This window comes from Ulvibacterium sp., from assembly GCF_965248315.1.
Lineage (GTDB): Bacteria > Bacteroidota > Bacteroidia > Flavobacteriales > Flavobacteriaceae > Ulvibacterium.
The window spans coordinates 181818-198399 of record NZ_CBDFIX010000002.1 but is presented as its reverse complement, the minus strand read 5'-3'; the positions used below and the strand labels follow the sequence as shown (position 1 = coordinate 198399).

Sequence of the window (16582 nt, the reverse complement as noted above, 5' to 3'; positions counted from 1 at the left end):
GCTATCGTATTTGTCCGTTACCTCGTACATACCATTTATTGGACACAAGGTGTTGTAAGCCGATCGGGCCTCTTTGGTGTAACTTGTCCGTGCTAATGGCGAGCTCGCCTCCCAGTCCAAATTGTCCCCCATCCGTAAAACGGGTGGATGCGTTGTGATAAACCGCTGCGGAATCCACACTATTCATAAAGATTTCGGCCTCCTCATTACTCTGGGTAATGATTGAAGCCGAATGTCCACCACTATAGCGATTTATCTTGATGATTCCTTCTTCAAGATGAGGTACTTCGCCCAGAACTATTTTGTAATCAAGAAACTCCTCATGCCAAATGGACTCGTTCTCAATTTTAGAAACCCCTTCAAATTGGGCAAGATGATCATCGCCTAGAATTTCCACATCGCTTTTCCCCAAGGCAATGAGCAATTGCTTTATAAATACTTCCCTGTTCGGAAGTTCAGCGTTGATGAGGACTTTGTCCAAAGCATTGCATGCGGATATTTTTGTTGTCTTGGCATTGATAATGATGTCCATGGCCATATCCAAATCTGCATCCTTGTGTATGTATACAAAATTATTGCCCCTACCACTTACGATTACCGGACAGGTGGCATGTTGTTTTACAAAAGCGATTAATCTTTCACCGCCACGGGGAACGATCAAATCTACATTTTGGGTGGGGTTTTCCAAAAAGGCCTGCGTCTGGGTTCTATCAAATTGTAAATAATCCACCCAATTTGTATCTGCCCCGTTTTGCTTCAATGCCTTGTGCCATAGATCGACCAAAACCAAGTTACTGTTCAGGGACTCCTTACCTCCCTTTAATAAAATCCGGTTTCCGGATTTAAAAGCAATTCCCGCCGCTTCGATGGTGACATCCGGACGAGACTCATAAATGATTAGGACGGTCCCAAAAGGTGCTGTTTTATTGCTTACCTGCATCCCATTTTCATGGGTAAATCGATAACGTTCAATGCCCAAAGGATCATCGGACTCTTCCAGTTGCTTTAAGGACAATAACATTTCCCCTATCTTGGTATCATTCACCTTTAACCGATCGTGCATGGCGATATCCCCATCGGCAAAACTGGCCATATCCTTTGCATTGGCCGTAAGAAGGGTTTCGCTTTCCTGCTTCAGTAAGTCTGCCATGGTCGCCAAAACGGCGTTTCGTTTTTCAATATCCAAAATTAAGCTCATTCCAGTTCTGCTTTTAATGCTTTGAAAAAAATATCCAAATGTTCTTGGGTTACGTTAAGGGCAGGCAGAAACCGAAGTACAAATCTATCCTTTGCGCCCCCTGTAAACATATGTTGATTAAAAATCAATCGCTTTCTAAGGTCGGCTACTTCAAAATCAAATTCAAGGCCCAACATTAGTCCTTGGCCTTTTACCCGTTTTACCTGGGGGAGGGTCATGGCTTTTTCGGTAAAATATTTCCCCAGAACACTTGCATTTTCCAACAATTCTTCATTTTCCAATACCTCCAGAACGGCCAATGTTGCGGCGCAAGCCAAATGATTACCGCCAAAAGTGGTGCCCAGCATTCCATAGGATGCCTTTATATTTTCATGAATCAATATACCCGCTACAGGGAACCCATTGCCCATACCTTTGGCAATGCTTATGATGTCCGGTTGAATGCCATGATGTTGAAACGCAAAGAATTTTCCGCTACGTCCAAAACCGGATTGTACTTCATCCGCAATCAATATCGTATGATGTTCTTTACAGAGCTGGGCAATGGTTTGATAAAATTGGGTAGAAGGTTCATCGAGCCCCCCAACTCCTTGAATGGCCTCTAGAATTACGGCACATACATCGCCTTTCTCGATTTCTTTTTTAAAGGCCTCCGTATCTTCGAAAGACAAAAAAGTTACTTTCTGTTGTTGATTTATCGGAGCGTTGATTTTAGGGTTGTCCGTTGCCGCCACAGCCGCTGAGGTCCTACCGTGAAAACTATTGGTAAAGGCTATGACCCTGGATTTCCCGGTTTGAAAGGAGGCCATTTTCAGTGCATTTTCGTTGGCCTCTGCACCAGAGTTGCACATGAACAAATTATAATCTGGGCAACCTGAAAGTCGTCCTAGCTTTTCGGCCAATTCCTCTTGCAATGGATTTTTGATGGAATTGCTATAAAACCCGATTTGATCCAATTGATTTTTAAGCCGTTTTATATAATGGGGGTGTGTGTGCCCAATGGAAATCACGGCATGCCCCCCATAAAAGTCCAAATACTCCTTACCTTTGTCATCCGTTACTACAATTCCCTTGGCGGAAACGGGAGTAACCTCATATAGCGGATATACGTCAAATAATTTCATAGTATAAAGTTCAAATTCAAACTCAAATCCAGGTTCATAAAGGCTTGGTCAAGAATACCTTGGTATTTGATTTTGATATTTGTGTTTTTTTAGTTTCTGTATTTCAAACCTCGTACTTCAAAGTTGTCCTTCCTTGATTCTGCTAATTTTTTCGTAGGAAGCTACAATGCCCTGTATCAACGAGGAACTGAGTCCTTGATGTTCCATTTCATTAAGCCCCTGTATGGTACACCCCTTGGGAGTGGTCACCTTGTCTATCTCAGCTTCTGGGTGGCTCCCGGATGCAATTAATAAGCTTGCTGCCCCATTGCAGGTATGCATTGCCAGTTCCTGTGCCTCCTTGGCATCAAAACCCAATTGAATGGCTCCCTGGGTCGTTGCCCTTATCAAGCGCATCCAAAAGGCGATGCCACTGGCACAGATTACCGTAGCGGCCTGCATTTGCTTTTCGGGAATCTCCATGGTATGCCCCATACGGTTAAAGATGGCCTTGGCCAAATCGATTCGTTTTTGTCCCATTCCGTTGCTACAGACACAGGTCATGGACTGACCCACTGAAATGGCCGTATTGGGCATGCTACGGATAATATACTTATCCTCACCTATAATACTTTCCATTTGGGAAATGCCAAAACCCGTAATTGTAGATATGACTACGTGGTTCTCGGTTAGAAGATCTTTAATGTCCATTAAAATCTTCTCCAATTGGCTGGGCTGTACCGCCAAAATGAGTACGTCCGAATTTTTAACGGCCTCGCGATTATCGGTTGTGATGGTGACATTCCCATACTTTTCATAATCCTTGATTTCTGCAGTGTTCCGTTTGGTAAGATACATGGTAGTTGCGCCGTTGGTATTTAGCACGCCCTTGGCTATGGACAACCCCAGATTTCCTGCTCCTATAATGGCTATTTTCATGCTTTTAGAATTTATTCTTTTATTGGTTGGTTCAAACTCATCTCAAATTTGGATTAAAATACGCCAGCTTTTAACTGCAATCCCAAAGGTTCCTGAAAACCGAACATTAAATTCATGTTCTGTACGGCCTGGCCCGATGCTCCTTTTAGTAAATTATCAATGGCCGAGGTAATCAAAAGTGTACTTTTATACTTATGCAAATGGATATGACATTGGTTGGTGTTCACCACTTGTTTTAAATGAATGGGGTCTGAGGCGACATGGGTAAATACTGCATCTGCATAAAAATTTTGATAAAGTTCAATGGCTTCAGCTTCACTTCCTTCAAAAGAGGTATAGGCTGTAGCCAAAATGCCTCTGGTAAAATTGCCCCTGTTGGGCAAAAAGAACAATTCGCCAACGCTATTTTCAAAGGAATTCAGACTTTCATTAATTTCCCCCAAATGCTGATGGGTAAAGGGTTTGTACCAACTTATGTTATTGTTGCGCCAACTAAAATGGGAAGTTGCAGAGGGACTTACGCCTGCTCCGGTGCTTCCAGTCATAGCGTTGATATGAACATCATTTTGTAAAAAATCGGATTGCGCCATAGGTAAAAGCGCCAATTGAACGGCCGTGGCAAAACAGCCGGGATTGGCAATATATTTGGCTTTTTGTATTTCTTCTTTCTTCAATTCGGGCAGGCCATATACGAATTCCTTTCCATCCAAAACGGCATCGGCCTGTAATCTAAAATCATTGCTCAGGTCTATGATTTTCGTATCCTCGGAAAATTGATGCTCCTTTAGGAATTTGGTAGAGTTGCCATGACCTAGACATAGGAAAACTAGATCAACATCTAAGTTTACCTTGCCGGTGAACTCCAATTGGGTCAACCCCAGTAGGTCGGGATGTGCGTTTGTAACTTGTTTGCCCGCCCTTGTGGTGCTGTATATAAAATCAATTTCAATCTCGGGATGGTTCAGTAAAATTCGAATAAGTTCACCACCGGTATAGCCCGATCCACCAATAATTCCTGCCTTAATCATAGTCCTTGTTTACATGGTTCGCTATTTTCCCGGAATTGGAAAGAATTTTAATAAAACCTTTAGCGTCATCTGCAGTCCAGCCTTTGTTCATCTCCCCGTAACTTCCAAAGGAGGCGTTCATTAAATCGTGTTGAGAGGAAATTCCGTTCAGTCTAAATTGGAATGGATATAGGGAAATGAATACATCACCTGAAACGTTCTTCTGCGTATCGGTCAAGAAGGCTTCAATGTTTCGCATTACCTCGTCTAAATAATTTCCTTCATGCAAAAGCATGCCATAAAAATTGCCTAGCTGTTCTTTTTGGAATTGTTGCCACTTGCTTAAGGTATGCTTTTCCAACAGATGATGGGCTTTGATAATAATGAGCGAGGCTGGAGCTTCAAATCCTACACGACCTTTGATGCCAATAATGGTATCGCCCACGTGAATATCTCTCCCAATGGCATATTTTGATGCCATGTCCTCCAACTTTGTGATATTGTTTACAGGAGTATCCTGTTGACCATCAATGGCGACCAATTCTCCCCTTTCAAAGGTTAATTTTACTTCTACTGGAGTTTTTTCCTGTAGTTGACTCGGATAGGCAGAATCTGGTAGGGGTTTATTGGAGGTAAGGGTTTCGTCACCTCCCACTGAAGTACCCCAAAGGCCTTTGTTAATTGAATATTTGGCCTTTTCCCATGGATAATCCACACCATTTTGTTTCAAATATTCAATTTCCGTTTCTCGTGCCAATTTGTTGTCCCGAATAGGGGTTATGATTTCGATATCTGGTGCCATGATCTGAAAGATCATATCAAAACGCACTTGATCATTTCCTGCACCTGTGCTGCCATGTGCAATATAATTAGCACCTAATTTTTTTGCGTGTTTTACGATTTCTATGGCCTGTACGATCCGTTCTGCACTAACGGATAGGGGGTAGGTGTTGTTCTTCAATACATTCCCAAAAATGAGATACTTCACTACTTTTTCGTAGAAGGTTTGGACGGCATCAATGGAGGTATAGGAGGTAGCACCGAGTTCCAGAGCTTTTTCCTCAATACTTTTTATCTCTTCCTTGGAAAACCCGCCCGTATTAACACTGACCGCGTGTACCTCAAAACCTTTTTCTTTGGATAGATACTTGGCACAGTAGGAAGTGTCCAATCCGCCGCTATAGGCTAAAACTAACTTTTTCATTTTTGCTTCTTTTTAAGGAACAATTGCTCCTTTATACTTTTTAATCGTTTAAATGCCTTGCTATTTACTTTTTCCTTTTTCGAGGGTTTCTGGTCAGCCGAGGCGTCATATAACATCCCGGTACAGAGACACATTTTTTGTTCGGTCCGGGTGAGGATGTCAAAATTCTTACAGGTTTGGCAACCTTTCCAGAAATCGGGATCATCGGTAAGTTCAGAGAAGGTCACCGGCTTGTAGCCCAGTTCATAATTCATTTTCATTACGGCCAAACCCGTTGTAATTCCAAATATCTTGGCCTCGGGAAATTTCTTTCTCGAAAGTTCAAAAATTTCCTTTTTGATGGTCTTGGCAAGCCCTTGATTTCGATAATCAGGATGTACTATGAGCCCTGAATTCGCCACAAAATTCTTATCGCCCCAGACTTCTATATAACAAAAGCCGGCAAATTTTACCCCATCCAATGCGATTACCGCATTCCCGTTTTCCAGGCGTTTTATAATATATTCGGGGGTTCGTTTGGCAATGCCTGTACCTCGCACCTGGGCGGATTCCGATATGGTATCGCTTATAATTTGTGCGTATTTAAAATGTGATGCGTTCGCAATAACAATTTCCATTGCTATTCGGTTAAAACATAAATATTAGAAAAATGATTGTTGGATTTTGCGGAAATGGACTCACCTATTTCCATAGTCTATTTGCACCCTTACGGGCGACGGCGTGGAAAGAACGGACGTGCTTGAGCTGTAAGGCCCTTGATTTCTACTATGTATGTGTGTTCGTTCATAAGAGAATCAAATGTACAAATAATATTGAAACTGTCTAATTCACCGATGAATTTTTGTGGAAAATCTGTTTTATCCCATTAAGCTTGAATATTTCGTAAGCCAAAAATCCATATACCGCAAAATATTCGATCGCAAGTAACCATAAGTTTTCCTTGAATTGGGTCTTGGAATAGGCAAAATAGCTTAATATGGCCACTGCGGACCATACCAGAGCAAAGCGATATTCGGTAAAAATGACCAAGAAGACCAAAAAAACCAAATACCAAGGATGCACGGTTGTGGAGAGCAGGTAATAACATCCCAAAATCCATAACATACTAGTAACGAGAACTTGTAGTTTTTGGTTGTTGGCCAAGAAGGTAAATAGAAGCGCTATGACAATTATGGCCACGGGTGTAATTTTTCCATAAACCTTTACCAATTCCCAAGGTTTGGCATCAAAAAATTGTACCGCCACCAATTTTATTCCATTGTAAAGTCCGGCATTGAATTCGAAATTGGAAAACCAAAGACCAACGGAATCGGAATAGTGGGCAAAGAATTCCGAAGTATAAAATGGGGCAAGTAAAATGACTGTTGTTACTGCAATTAGTCCATAAAACGAAATACCTTTTTTTAATCCCAAATGTTTTAGAAATAGGGGTAGGAATAGCAAGGGCACCAATTTTACCGAGATAGAAAGGGCATAGGGAATAGTGGCCCATATCCATTTTCCGACAGAAAGCAAATATAGGGCCCAAACGAAAAAGAAAAGCATCACACCCTCAAAGTGGAGATTTCCAGTAAGCTCTATGATAACAAGGGGATTTAAAAAATACCAAAATATAAGATGTGGAGAGCGGTTTAAATTCTTGAGCAGTTTTCGTCCGAAATAGAAAACACCAACATCGGACAAAATGATTGCCATCCTCATCACCATAACCGAACCCAAGATACTTTTGCCTCCCAAAAGAGCGGCCAAAGCAAAAATAAGCTGATTCAGGGGAGGGTAGTTGCTAAAGTGCCGTGCACTTAGGCCACCCATTCCTTGATGTAGTTCCTTGGCATTGGCAACGGCCAGATCTTTTTGACCTATAAGTGTGTCAGGAACTTCCAAATATGGATTGAGCATATGGCCCACCAATTGCCCATCCCAAATAAAACGGTAAAAATCCTGGGACAAATTGGGCTCGGCCCATAGGAAAATCAAGCGAAACAATATGCCGACTGTGAGGAGGAACTTAAAATTCCATTTTTCGAATTGAATAAGTTTAAAGGACAGGAAGAACAGCGCAGCAAAAAGTGTAAGGAGCTTCATGAAGTCCGAACGCACCAGATGGTGCGCGAACGTATAGTAAAGAGCCAAACTCAGCAAGGCCAGTACAATGGGCACTTTATGGAGTTTCCAATATGTAATGATTTGGTTGGGCATGGAAGCTTGGCTGTTCGGTTGTTGCAAAACACCGAAAATTAGGGAATAAAATTGAATGTTTAAACTCTGTGGGAAGTTTAGTTTGCGCTTTTGAGATTTTTAGTTCCAGTTGACCTTGTAACGTTTTTGTGTGAAGACCAATGCTTAAAAACTCCCCTGGTTTTGGGAATTGATATGCTCAAAACGTGGATTATTGATAAATCGAATTGAGGAAGCTAGTAATCCCAAAAATTATGGGCTACAAAAGTTTTAAGGGTGGCGGGTTTTAAGCCTTTGCCGTAAGCGATTTAAAAAAGACGAATCCGAAGCCCAAGAAGAGCATGAAATGAAATGGGAAGAGCCCAAAATCATTTAAGGGAATTGCGCTGTACATGCCGAATAGGAAGTAGACCATTAGGGCAAATTCCAAAATCATATTGGGGGATAATTTTTTTGCAAGGTATTTGTTGCCCTTCCAGCTATCGGCAATGCTATTGATATTAAATTTGGGCGTACGTACAAATTCACTTCGTTTGCCCATGTGTCCTTCCAAAACGGCCATGGAATTGTGTAACGAAAATCCAAGTGCCACGGAGAAGAAGGTAAAGAACAGTTTTATATAGTCCACAAAATTATCAAAGCTGCTTCCCTGAATGCTTTTGTAGGTAAACCAATAACAGATGAATAGGATTACTGTACTTAATACAAAGAAGCTTAAAACAGAAAATACCCAATCAAACTGGGGGAATATCTCTTTGATATACATTGTGGGAATACTCAATATGGATACTAAAAAGACACATAGGAACATGGAGCTGTTCAACAAGTGCATCACACCATGAAATTTTGTTTTTAATGAAATGTTCTTAGCGGAAATAACACTCCAGACGGATTTTCTAAAGTTTTCGGCACCACCCTTGTTCCAACGAAATTGCTGTGAACGGGCTGCACTAATAACCACCGGAAGCTCTGCCGGAGTCTCCACATCTTCCAAATATTTAAATTTCCAATTTTTTAATTGGGCACGGTAACTTAAATCCAAATCTTCGGTCAGGGTATCACCTTCCCAGTTTCCGGCATCCAAAATACATTCCTTTCGCCAAATGCCGGCAGTGCCATTGAAATTGATGAAATGCCCTTTTGCATTACGTCCTACTTGTTCTAAAGTAAAGTGGGCATCCAAGGCAAAAGCTTGAATGCGTGTAAGTGTAGAATAATCCCGGTTAATGTGTCCCCAACGGGTCTGTACTACTCCTATTTCGCGGTCCTTGAAGTAAACTACGGTTTTTTTAAGCCAATCCCCTGAAGGAAGAAAGTCCGCATCGAATATGGCAATAAAATCGCCTTTGGCAATTTTTAATCCTTCCTTTAAAGCTCCAGCCTTAAAACCCTCTCGGTTCTCCCGACGTATATGCTGGATGTCCAATCCGGTTTCTTGAAGTGCACTTATCCTGGCAGCTGTTTCGTTGACCGAATCATCCGTGGAATCATCCAAAACCTGAATTTCCAACTTGCTTTTGGGGTATTCGATTTTTGCAATGTTCTCCAACAGACGTTCCACAACGTATTCTTCATTATATATGGGAAGTTGTATGGTAACAAATGGAATCTCCCGGGGATCTAGAAGATTGAATTTTGGGGCTTCCTGGTTCCGCTTCTTATGCCCTAAATAATTGACCAGAAGATTCAACTGGGCCAAGCTGTAGAAGAAAATCAACAACAGTGCGATACTGTAAATGGTGATAATGATGTAAGCAATTACTAGTCCCATATTATTTAATGCTATACTTAAATATCCAACCCAATATTTTTACGCCCGCAAATATACTACCTTTTACGGTACCTGATACTTTGGAAACTCCGATTCTTTTCTTGTAACGTACTGGTACTTCGACATATGTTAATTTCTTTTTTAGAGCCTTTAGCTGCATTTCCACTGTCCAACCATAGGTCTTGTCCTCCATTTCCAGTGTTAATAACTTATCATACTTTATAGCCCTAAACGGTCCAAGGTCCGTAAATGTTGCCCTAAAGAGCAATTTCATCAGGAAGGTAGCCAGCCAATTGCCGAAAACTTGTTGTGGTGTCATACTGCCCTCTTCCCTAAGTCGTTTAACCCGCGCACCTATTACAAAATCGATATCTTTTTCTAGAATAGGAACCACTAATTTATCCAGTTCTTCCGGGTAATCGGAATAGTCTCCGTCGATAAATACGATAATATCAGGTCGTTTGGATTGCTTTGCCACATAGTCCATTCCGCACAAACAGGCATAACCATAGCCTTTTCGGCTTTCAGAAAGAACAGTAGCGCCCGCTTTTTTGGCATTTTTAATGGTATCGTCCGTGGAATTATTACTGACTACAATAACCTCGGAAACTGTATCTGGGATTTTAGAAATTACCTGAGTAATGGAATCAGCTTCGTTGAAGGCAGGGATGATAACCTTAATATTGGTCATTAGCGTAAATCGGAAAGTTTGTTTTCGCGATTAAAACTACTAAAATCAAACCATTCTTTAATTTTTTCACCGTTTTTATACTTTTCCGCTGAGGCTAACTTTTCGTTTTTATATTTAAGACAATATCCATTTTTCCTTCCGTTGCTTAGCTGGCATTTATGGTCTATTTTTCCTTTTTGGTCATAAAACAACCACCAACCGGCCTTTTTTCCGTTCTTATAATGCCCTTCTTTTCTTCTAATGTTATTTTTAGTGTAGAAATACCAGTATTTTTCCTTCTTATCGTTTTTGTAATGTCCTTCTTCGGAAAGCCTCCCGTTGGAATGGTAAAACTTCCAATAACCTGTTTTCTCATCATTCTCCAACCAGCCTTCTGATTTTATTTCCCCGGTTTCATAATACTCTTTGTGATATAGGGAGGTAGTTTTGGTGGTGTTCCCGAATATGAAGATAATAGAAGTTAAAACGACGAACTTGGCAAGCATGACACTTTATTTTTGATTTACCAAATCCATTAAATCCACATCGTTGCCTAGTAAAACCTCGGTAGGATTGATACGGCCCTTCTGTGGTCCGTTTTCCAACTTTAGCACACCTCTGGGACATACCGCGGAGCAAATACCACAACCTACGCAACTGGAACGCACGATGTTCTCTCCTTTTTGGGCATAAGCCCGAACATCGATGCCCATTTCACAATAGGTGGAGCAGTTACCGCAGGAAATGCACTGTCCTCCGTTGGTGGTTATTCTAAACCTTGAGAACAATCTTTGCTGAAAGCCCAAAATTGCGGCCATAGGGCAACCGAAACGGCACCAGACCCGATTTCCAAAAATGGGATAAAACCCAGTGCCAATAACCCCAGAGAAGATACTTCCAATCAAAAAACCATAGGTTTTACGAAGGGTTTCGGATTTGAAAAGAAAAATGTTTCCGTCACCACTGAAAAAATGAAGCCCGATCAATGCCATAATAATAACAAAATAACCGATGGCACCATATTTGGCATCTTTTTGCAGTTGTTCCCGTTTATAGAACATCACCCAGACGAATACCGCGGTCAATATCAATGCCACACCGCTTAGGAAAACACTTTTGGTCAGCCAATATTTACTGGTATCGTTGCCTAGATATGAGTAGATTACGGCAGTGGTCATAAGGGTTACAAAAACCACAACGCTATGTACCACCCAACGCTCTACTTTCCAAGCCATCTTGGATTTGTCGCTCAGGTGCCGAAAAGAGTCTCCGGCAGTCTCAGCCAATGCGCCACAACCACAAACCCAGGAGCAATACCAACGTTTTCCATATTTAAAGGTCAAAATGGGGGAAATCACAAAAATTGAAAGTATTCCAAAAATAAGCATGGCCATGCCGATGTCTCCTGAATCTATAAAGCCATTTATACGGTACCGCTCAAAATTATAGTAGTTAAGCGGCCACATATTCTTTAGATCGTAATACGGAATATTTCCATTGAGCCTTGCCATGATCTCGGGAATAAGAAAGGCAAAAGCGGTCTGGAAGAACATAACGCTTATGGTTCTAATTTTTTCATACCGGTTGTGACGGTATTTCCAGATGAACTTAATGCCGAAAGCCAAAATGGCCACAGTATACAGCGTACCATAAACAAACCATTGACTTGCCGGGTTACCGCTTAACAATTTACTCAAAGGATCAAATAAAGCAATAACCCCGGTATTCTCTCCATCTTTTACCAGCCCCAAATACTGCGGATAAAAATAAAGAACTATATAAAAGCCTGTAAGGGCAATTCCGGCCATCCAGCCCCAAAGCCCCCTGCTTGAGACCGATTTAAACCATACACCATCATTTTTAATGCCTTTGAGCTTATTGGCATAAGCCGCCTGGGAAAACCAAAACACCCCAATAAATATTGCGGACAGGGAAATGGTCAACCACAATCCTTTATTGGGAAAATCTATATTGAATAGGGTAAGGACAAGAATGCCCAATCCTGACATTCCTAAAAGGGTTGCCAATTTTTGGCCTGTGTTCAGTGCCTTTGGCGGTTGTCCTGTAAGGGCCATGCTTTTATCGTAAGTGCTCATATGTGTTGTTGCTTAATTTATAGTTGGGTTTTTGGGACGCGTCGGCTTAATGGCCAATCGTTCACCAAAAACAATCAACCCATCGCGAATATTCGTTTTAAACTTTTCTTTTTTGACGCTATTGATTTTCCAAAATCCGAATTGAACTTGGATATTATTTCCTGTTCATAATTGGCATAAAATTCAGGATCGAAATTTGCATCGGCTAGATGTTCCATCGCGTAATCCACATTACGTTTTTCGGTGAGCCACCTATCAAAAATCTCATGTCGCATGCGAATCCCGAAGGTATTGATGCCTAAAAACATTCCGGTTTCCTTATGAAATGCAATAGTGATGCAAATTTTCTCCTGTGAATGTCTCCAGTGAAAATGCTGTTCATATTCCTTCATTCCTCTCTCACTAAATACCCAACCATACGTCTGGTATTCAATGTCCAGAAATTTGGCGGAATTGAACCAATGCCCGGGACTGTATTGCGTTTTATTGCCACAAATGGTCTGAGCCACCGTTTCCCCCATCATCCGACCTGTATACCAAACGGCCTCTATGGGTCTCCGGTTCCCGATGGCCTCATGCTGTTCGGCACAATCTCCGATGGCGTAAACATCGGCAATGTTGGTCTCCAAATAGCGATTGACCTTTACACCCCTGCCCAATTCAATTCCTGAATCCCTTAAGAACTCGATATTAGGAGATACTCCCGCAGTAAGCCCTACCAAATTACATTCTATGGTATTTCCTTTGTCCGTGGTAACGGCCCTGGCATTTCCATTTTCGTCCGCGAGTATCTCGACGAGGTTTGTCTCCAAACGCAGATCTATATGATGTTCTGCAATATGTTCATTAAGCATTTGAGATTCCCCTTTGGGAAGTACCCCGTTCCAAAAGCTAGTTTCCCTTACCAAAAAAGTAACCGGAATATCCCTTGAGCGCAGCATTTCAGCCAATTCTATTCCGATAAGACCACCACCTACAATTACAGCACGCTTGCAAACATCCTTATTTGGGGCACTCACTTCCAGTGCATCCAAATCTTGTTTGGAATACAGTCCCTGAACGCCCTTAAGATCCTGTCCCGGCCAGCCAAATTTATTGGGCTTAGATCCTGTAGCAATAATAAGTTTATCATAAGCAATGTCCTCCCCGGTTTTTAATACCAAGTTCTTGCTTGCATGATCTACCTTTTCCACATAACCTTTTACCAGATGTATCCGATTCTTCTCCCAAAACCAATTTTCATAGGGCTGGGTATGCTCAAACTTCATATGGCCCATATATACATACATGAGCGCGGTACGGGAAAAGAAATAGTCTGTCTCCGTAGAAACTATGGTGATTCTTTTATCGGATTTTTTTCGGATATGCCTTGCAGCCGTAACACCGGAAATTCCGTTGCCAATAATTACAATATGCTCCATAGGATTGTATTGGATTTGCGAGTTAGGTCGTTTCTAAAAATAAGAACTTAATCGGTAGTATTAATTTAGAAAGAGTTTAAATACGAACCCTATTTGTAAGGATGGGATGGCCATTTCGAACATGCAAGCCTTTGTGAGTCAAATCCTTAAATAAATCATAAAATTTGGGGTTCTTTGTAGGGATGTTAAAAACGCACCGACCTAAGCGCCAACATTGCATTAACAAAATTGATTCTATGAAACGCTTAGTCTTAATATCGATTTTTACGCTTTCAACCATTGTGGCCCTGGCTCAAACTACCACAGCTTTTTTTTCCGAGGCCGATGTATTCTTCAAAGAATATGTACAGAATGGAAGGGTAGATTATAAAAAACTTAAAAAAGACCCTTCACAACTTGATACACTACTAAAAATGGCCGAAGGAATATCTATTTCCAAGGATCAGTCCGATATTTATCAAGCCTTTTGGATCAATGGATACAATTTACATGTTATTAAAGGTATTGTTGAAAATTACCCACTAAAATCGCCTTTGGACATTCCCGGGTTTTTTGATAAATCCGAACGCAACATAGGAGGTAAGAACATTACCTTAAATGATATGGAGAACAAACTGTTACGGGGTAACTTTCCCTCGGAACCACGTTTTCACTTTGTCTTGGTATGTGCCGGCCTGGGGTGTCCGCCAATTATAGCCGAGGCGTATTTGCCATCCAAGTTGGATTCCCAATTGGGGCAACAGACCAAGAAAGCTTTGAATGATCCCAATTTTATCAGGGTAAACAAAAACAAGGTTAAGATCTCTCAGATTTTTGAATGGTATAAGGGAGACTTCACCCGAAATGGACAAAAGCTTTCGGATTTCATCGATACCTATCGGATGGAAAAGCTGCCGGAGAAGGCAAAAATATCCTACTATCCCTATGATTGGACATTGAACGAAATTCAATAAATAATATCCATCAATTTATATACGTATTCAAGCGAACAACAAATTCGCCCAGAAATAACTATTCCATAAATTAAAAACAATCGTTATGAAATCAATTAAAAAATGGGTTGCCTTATTGGCACTGGCAACTATCTCTTTGGCGACATTTGCCCAAGATGACCCGCCACAACAGAGCAATATTCAACAATATACCCCTTCAAAATTGATTGGGAAGGGACAATGGGACCTTAAGTGGTTCAACAATCTTTACACGGAAACTGAGGATACATTTACGGGTGATATCCCAAGAAATACGTTCTTTACCTCTACTTTGGAAGTTTACACCGGTGTAGGACAGAATAAAAGATGGAATGTTGGGGCCATATTTGAATTCCGTTCCAATGTCGTTGGAGGCCGGGGAGCCTTGGAGGTTTTTCAGTTTGATGGGGAGGAAGGTTCGGCACGTTCCGGGTTTACCTCCATTGCTCCTTCGGTCAAATTTGTGCCCATAGCCTCGGTCAGTAATTTCAGTATCCAGAGCTCCTTTTTTATTCCTTTAGTGGATAATGAAGTAGAAAATGGGGTGTTCTTGGACCAAAATGGGTTTATATGGCAAAACCGCTTGTTTTATGATTATACCTTTCCCGGAAACGGATGGCAGATTTTTTCCGAGATCAATTCCGAGCTCAACTTTGGTGATGCCGATAAAAGTTTTGCCAATAATAGCCTAAGGCTTACCCCCGGTGTTTTTCTAAGCTATTTTCCAAGTAGTAAGTTTACGGTCCTGGTTCTGGCTCAACACTCACAGTTGTTGGATTTGGGGAGTGATTTTTCACAAGACTTTACGGCCTTGGGGGGAGGGGCAAAATATCAACTTACCGATGCGCTTAACGTGGAACTTCTGTACACCAACTTTGTTAGAGGTAGCGATACTGGCTTGGGAGAGACCTTTAACATAGGATTGCGGGCCATTTTTTAAACACATTGCGGTAAATACCGTATTTTAGAAGTCTTAATGCCATCTTTTGATGAAAAAATTAGGACTTCTTTTTTTGTGTTTTCTCCAGTTTTCCTGTTCAAGTCAGATTAAGGAAAAAATAAATGGGGTAAGTTTTGTGGCCTCCCGGGAGGAGGTGGCCCAGGAACATGTAGAGGAAGTACTGAAGATTAACGCCAACCATGCTGCTGTCATGCCTTTTGCTTTTACAAGGGACATACATTCGCCCGAAGTGATTTTTGATACGGACCGGCAATGGTTCGGAGAAACCAAACTGGGTGCTAAACAGTATATTGGATTGTTGAAAAAGAATGGGGTAAAGATAATGCTCAAGCCTCAAATCTGGATTTGGCGCGGGGAATATACAGGTACCCTAAAAATGAAATCGGAGGAGGATTGGAAAACATTGGAAGCATCCTATAAAAAATTTATCCTAAGTTACGCCAAGTTGGCGGAAGAGACCCAAGTATCTATTTTTTGCATTGGGACAGAGTTGGAGCAATTTGTAAAAAATCGACCGGATTATTGGAAAAAGCTAATCGGTGAAATTAGAGAGGAATATTCCGGCAAACTCACCTACGCCGCCAATTGGGATGAATATCCAAGAGTTCCTTTTTGGGAGCAATTGGATTATATTGGTATCGACGCCTATTTTCCGCTTTCAGAAGAAAAATCCCCTACCATTGAGCAGTTGAAACAAGGATGGAAAAGATGGAAAACAGCCATCTCTGGGCTAGCTGATCAAAAGCAAAAATCCGTTTTATTTACGGAGTATGGATATCGGAGTATGGACTATACGGCCAAAAAACCTTGGTTGGTGGATCACAATGAGGAAAAGGTCAATTTGGAGGCACAGGTGAATGCTACCAAGGCCATTCTAGAAGAATTTTGGGAGGAGGATTGGTTCGCCGGGGGCTATGTGTGGAAATGGTTCATTAGGCACAAGGAAGTCGGTGGAGGAAAGGACAACCGTTTTACACCACAGAATAAACCTGCCCAAATTGTGCTTCGGGACTTTTACAAAATGTATTAGGCTATATATTTCAAGGATTTTGTTCGCTCACAA

General features: G+C 41.4%; 15 protein-coding genes. 3 read left to right on the top strand and 12 right to left on the bottom strand.

Annotation, left to right across the window (positions count from 1 at the left end; all coding sequences use genetic code 11):
* Position 1: 1 nt before the first annotated feature.
* The 12 genes from ACP2AF_RS02390 to ACP2AF_RS02335 form a co-directional block, all read right to left on the bottom strand.
* Positions 2-1198, bottom strand: a complete 1197-nt coding sequence (locus ACP2AF_RS02390) for a glutamate-5-semialdehyde dehydrogenase (protein WP_425234645.1) — start codon at positions 1196-1198, stop codon at positions 2-4.
* Positions 1195-2322: an aspartate aminotransferase family protein gene (locus ACP2AF_RS02385; RefSeq protein ID WP_425234644.1), complete on the bottom strand. Its 1128-nt coding sequence runs from the start codon at positions 2320-2322 to the stop codon at positions 1195-1197. The genes ACP2AF_RS02390 and ACP2AF_RS02385 overlap by 4 nt, the downstream gene beginning before the upstream one ends.
* A 117-nt stretch (positions 2323-2439) precedes the next feature.
* Complete coding sequence (gene proC, locus ACP2AF_RS02380; RefSeq protein ID WP_425234643.1) at positions 2440-3240, bottom strand: pyrroline-5-carboxylate reductase; 801 nt, start codon at positions 3238-3240, stop codon at positions 2440-2442.
* A 53-nt stretch (positions 3241-3293) separates the two neighbouring features.
* The gene (gene argC / locus ACP2AF_RS02375) at positions 3294-4268 is read right to left on the bottom strand and encodes an N-acetyl-gamma-glutamyl-phosphate reductase (RefSeq protein ID WP_425234642.1); all 975 of its coding nucleotides are present in this window, start codon (positions 4266-4268) and stop codon (positions 3294-3296) included.
* Entirely contained in the window at positions 4261-5451 is a 1191-nt protein-coding gene (gene argG / locus ACP2AF_RS02370; protein WP_425234641.1) for an argininosuccinate synthase, read from the bottom strand. The genes argC and argG overlap by 8 nt, the downstream gene beginning before the upstream one ends.
* A complete protein-coding gene (locus ACP2AF_RS02365; protein WP_425234640.1) occupies positions 5448-6068 on the bottom strand; it encodes a GNAT family N-acetyltransferase in 621 nt (206 codons plus the stop codon). The genes argG and ACP2AF_RS02365 overlap by 4 nt, the downstream gene beginning before the upstream one ends.
* Positions 6069-6273: 205 nt before the next feature.
* Positions 6274-7650 (bottom strand): mannosyltransferase, encoded by a 1377-nt coding sequence (locus ACP2AF_RS02360; protein ID WP_425234639.1) that lies wholly within the window; start codon positions 7648-7650, stop codon positions 6274-6276.
* Between the two features lie 265 nt (positions 7651-7915).
* Positions 7916-9400, bottom strand: coding sequence for a cellulose synthase family protein (locus tag ACP2AF_RS02355; RefSeq protein ID WP_425234638.1), 1485 nt, complete (start codon positions 9398-9400; stop codon positions 7916-7918).
* A gap of 1 nt (position 9401) precedes the next feature.
* Positions 9402-10091: a glycosyltransferase family 2 protein gene (locus ACP2AF_RS02350; protein ID WP_425234637.1), complete on the bottom strand. Its 690-nt coding sequence runs from the start codon at positions 10089-10091 to the stop codon at positions 9402-9404.
* Positions 10091-10576 carry a toxin-antitoxin system YwqK family antitoxin gene (locus ACP2AF_RS02345; RefSeq protein WP_425234636.1) on the bottom strand — a complete coding sequence of 162 codons (486 nt, stop codon included), beginning with the start codon at positions 10574-10576 and terminating at the stop codon, positions 10091-10093. The genes ACP2AF_RS02350 and ACP2AF_RS02345 overlap by 1 nt, the downstream gene beginning before the upstream one ends.
* A 6-nt stretch (positions 10577-10582) precedes the next feature.
* Complete coding sequence (locus tag ACP2AF_RS02340) at positions 10583-12166, bottom strand: 4Fe-4S binding protein (RefSeq protein ID WP_425234635.1); 1584 nt, start codon at positions 12164-12166, stop codon at positions 10583-10585.
* 74 nt (positions 12167-12240) lie between these two features.
* The gene (locus ACP2AF_RS02335) at positions 12241-13587 is read right to left on the bottom strand and encodes an NAD(P)/FAD-dependent oxidoreductase (protein ID WP_425234634.1); all 1347 of its coding nucleotides are present in this window, start codon (positions 13585-13587) and stop codon (positions 12241-12243) included.
* Between the two features lie 236 nt (positions 13588-13823).
* Here ACP2AF_RS02335 and ACP2AF_RS02330 point away from each other — a divergent pair, with 236 nt between their 5' ends.
* The 3 genes from ACP2AF_RS02330 (at position 13824) to ACP2AF_RS02320 (ending at position 16549) form a co-directional block, all read left to right on the top strand.
* The gene (locus ACP2AF_RS02330; protein WP_425234633.1) at positions 13824-14540 is read left to right on the top strand and encodes a DUF547 domain-containing protein; all 717 of its coding nucleotides are present in this window, start codon (positions 13824-13826) and stop codon (positions 14538-14540) included.
* An 85-nt stretch (positions 14541-14625) separates the two neighbouring features.
* Positions 14626-15498, top strand: a complete 873-nt coding sequence (locus ACP2AF_RS02325) for a hypothetical protein (protein ID WP_425234632.1) — start codon at positions 14626-14628, stop codon at positions 15496-15498.
* A gap of 49 nt (positions 15499-15547) precedes the next feature.
* A complete protein-coding gene (locus ACP2AF_RS02320; protein ID WP_425234631.1) occupies positions 15548-16549 on the top strand; it encodes a glycoside hydrolase family 113 in 1002 nt (333 codons plus the stop codon).
* Positions 16550-16582: the final 33 nt, after the last annotated feature.

Excerpts from the sequence above, each read along its gene's own strand:
- argG (WP_425234641.1), bottom strand. The coding sequence starts at position 5,451 with ATGAAAAAGTTAGTTTTAGCCTATAGCGGCGGATTGGACACTTCCTAC.
- ACP2AF_RS02325 (WP_425234632.1), top strand. The coding sequence starts at position 14,626 with ATGAAATCAATTAAAAAATGGGTTGCCTTATTGGCACTGGCAACTATC.
- proC (WP_425234643.1), bottom strand. The coding sequence starts at position 3,240 with ATGAAAATAGCCATTATAGGAGCAGGAAATCTGGGGTTGTCCATAGCC.
- ACP2AF_RS02330 (WP_425234633.1), top strand. The coding sequence starts at position 13,824 with ATGAAACGCTTAGTCTTAATATCGATTTTTACGCTTTCAACCATTGTG.
- ACP2AF_RS02365 (WP_425234640.1), bottom strand. The coding sequence starts at position 6,068 with ATGGAAATTGTTATTGCGAACGCATCACATTTTAAATACGCACAAATT.
- ACP2AF_RS02390 (WP_425234645.1), bottom strand. The coding sequence starts at position 1,198 with ATGAGCTTAATTTTGGATATTGAAAAACGAAACGCCGTTTTGGCGACC.
- ACP2AF_RS02335 (WP_425234634.1), bottom strand. The coding sequence starts at position 13,587 with ATGGAGCATATTGTAATTATTGGCAACGGAATTTCCGGTGTTACGGCT.
- ACP2AF_RS02345 (WP_425234636.1), bottom strand. The coding sequence starts at position 10,576 with ATGCTTGCCAAGTTCGTCGTTTTAACTTCTATTATCTTCATATTCGGG.
- argC (WP_425234642.1), bottom strand. The coding sequence starts at position 4,268 with ATGATTAAGGCAGGAATTATTGGTGGATCGGGCTATACCGGTGGTGAA.
- ACP2AF_RS02350 (WP_425234637.1), bottom strand. The coding sequence starts at position 10,091 with ATGACCAATATTAAGGTTATCATCCCTGCCTTCAACGAAGCTGATTCC.
- ACP2AF_RS02355 (WP_425234638.1), bottom strand. The coding sequence starts at position 9,400 with ATGGGACTAGTAATTGCTTACATCATTATCACCATTTACAGTATCGCA.
- ACP2AF_RS02360 (WP_425234639.1), bottom strand. The coding sequence starts at position 7,650 with ATGCCCAACCAAATCATTACATATTGGAAACTCCATAAAGTGCCCATT.
- ACP2AF_RS02385 (WP_425234644.1), bottom strand. The coding sequence starts at position 2,322 with ATGAAATTATTTGACGTATATCCGCTATATGAGGTTACTCCCGTTTCC.
- ACP2AF_RS02340 (WP_425234635.1), bottom strand. The coding sequence starts at position 12,166 with ATGAGCACTTACGATAAAAGCATGGCCCTTACAGGACAACCGCCAAAG.
- ACP2AF_RS02320 (WP_425234631.1), top strand. The coding sequence starts at position 15,548 with ATGAAAAAATTAGGACTTCTTTTTTTGTGTTTTCTCCAGTTTTCCTGT.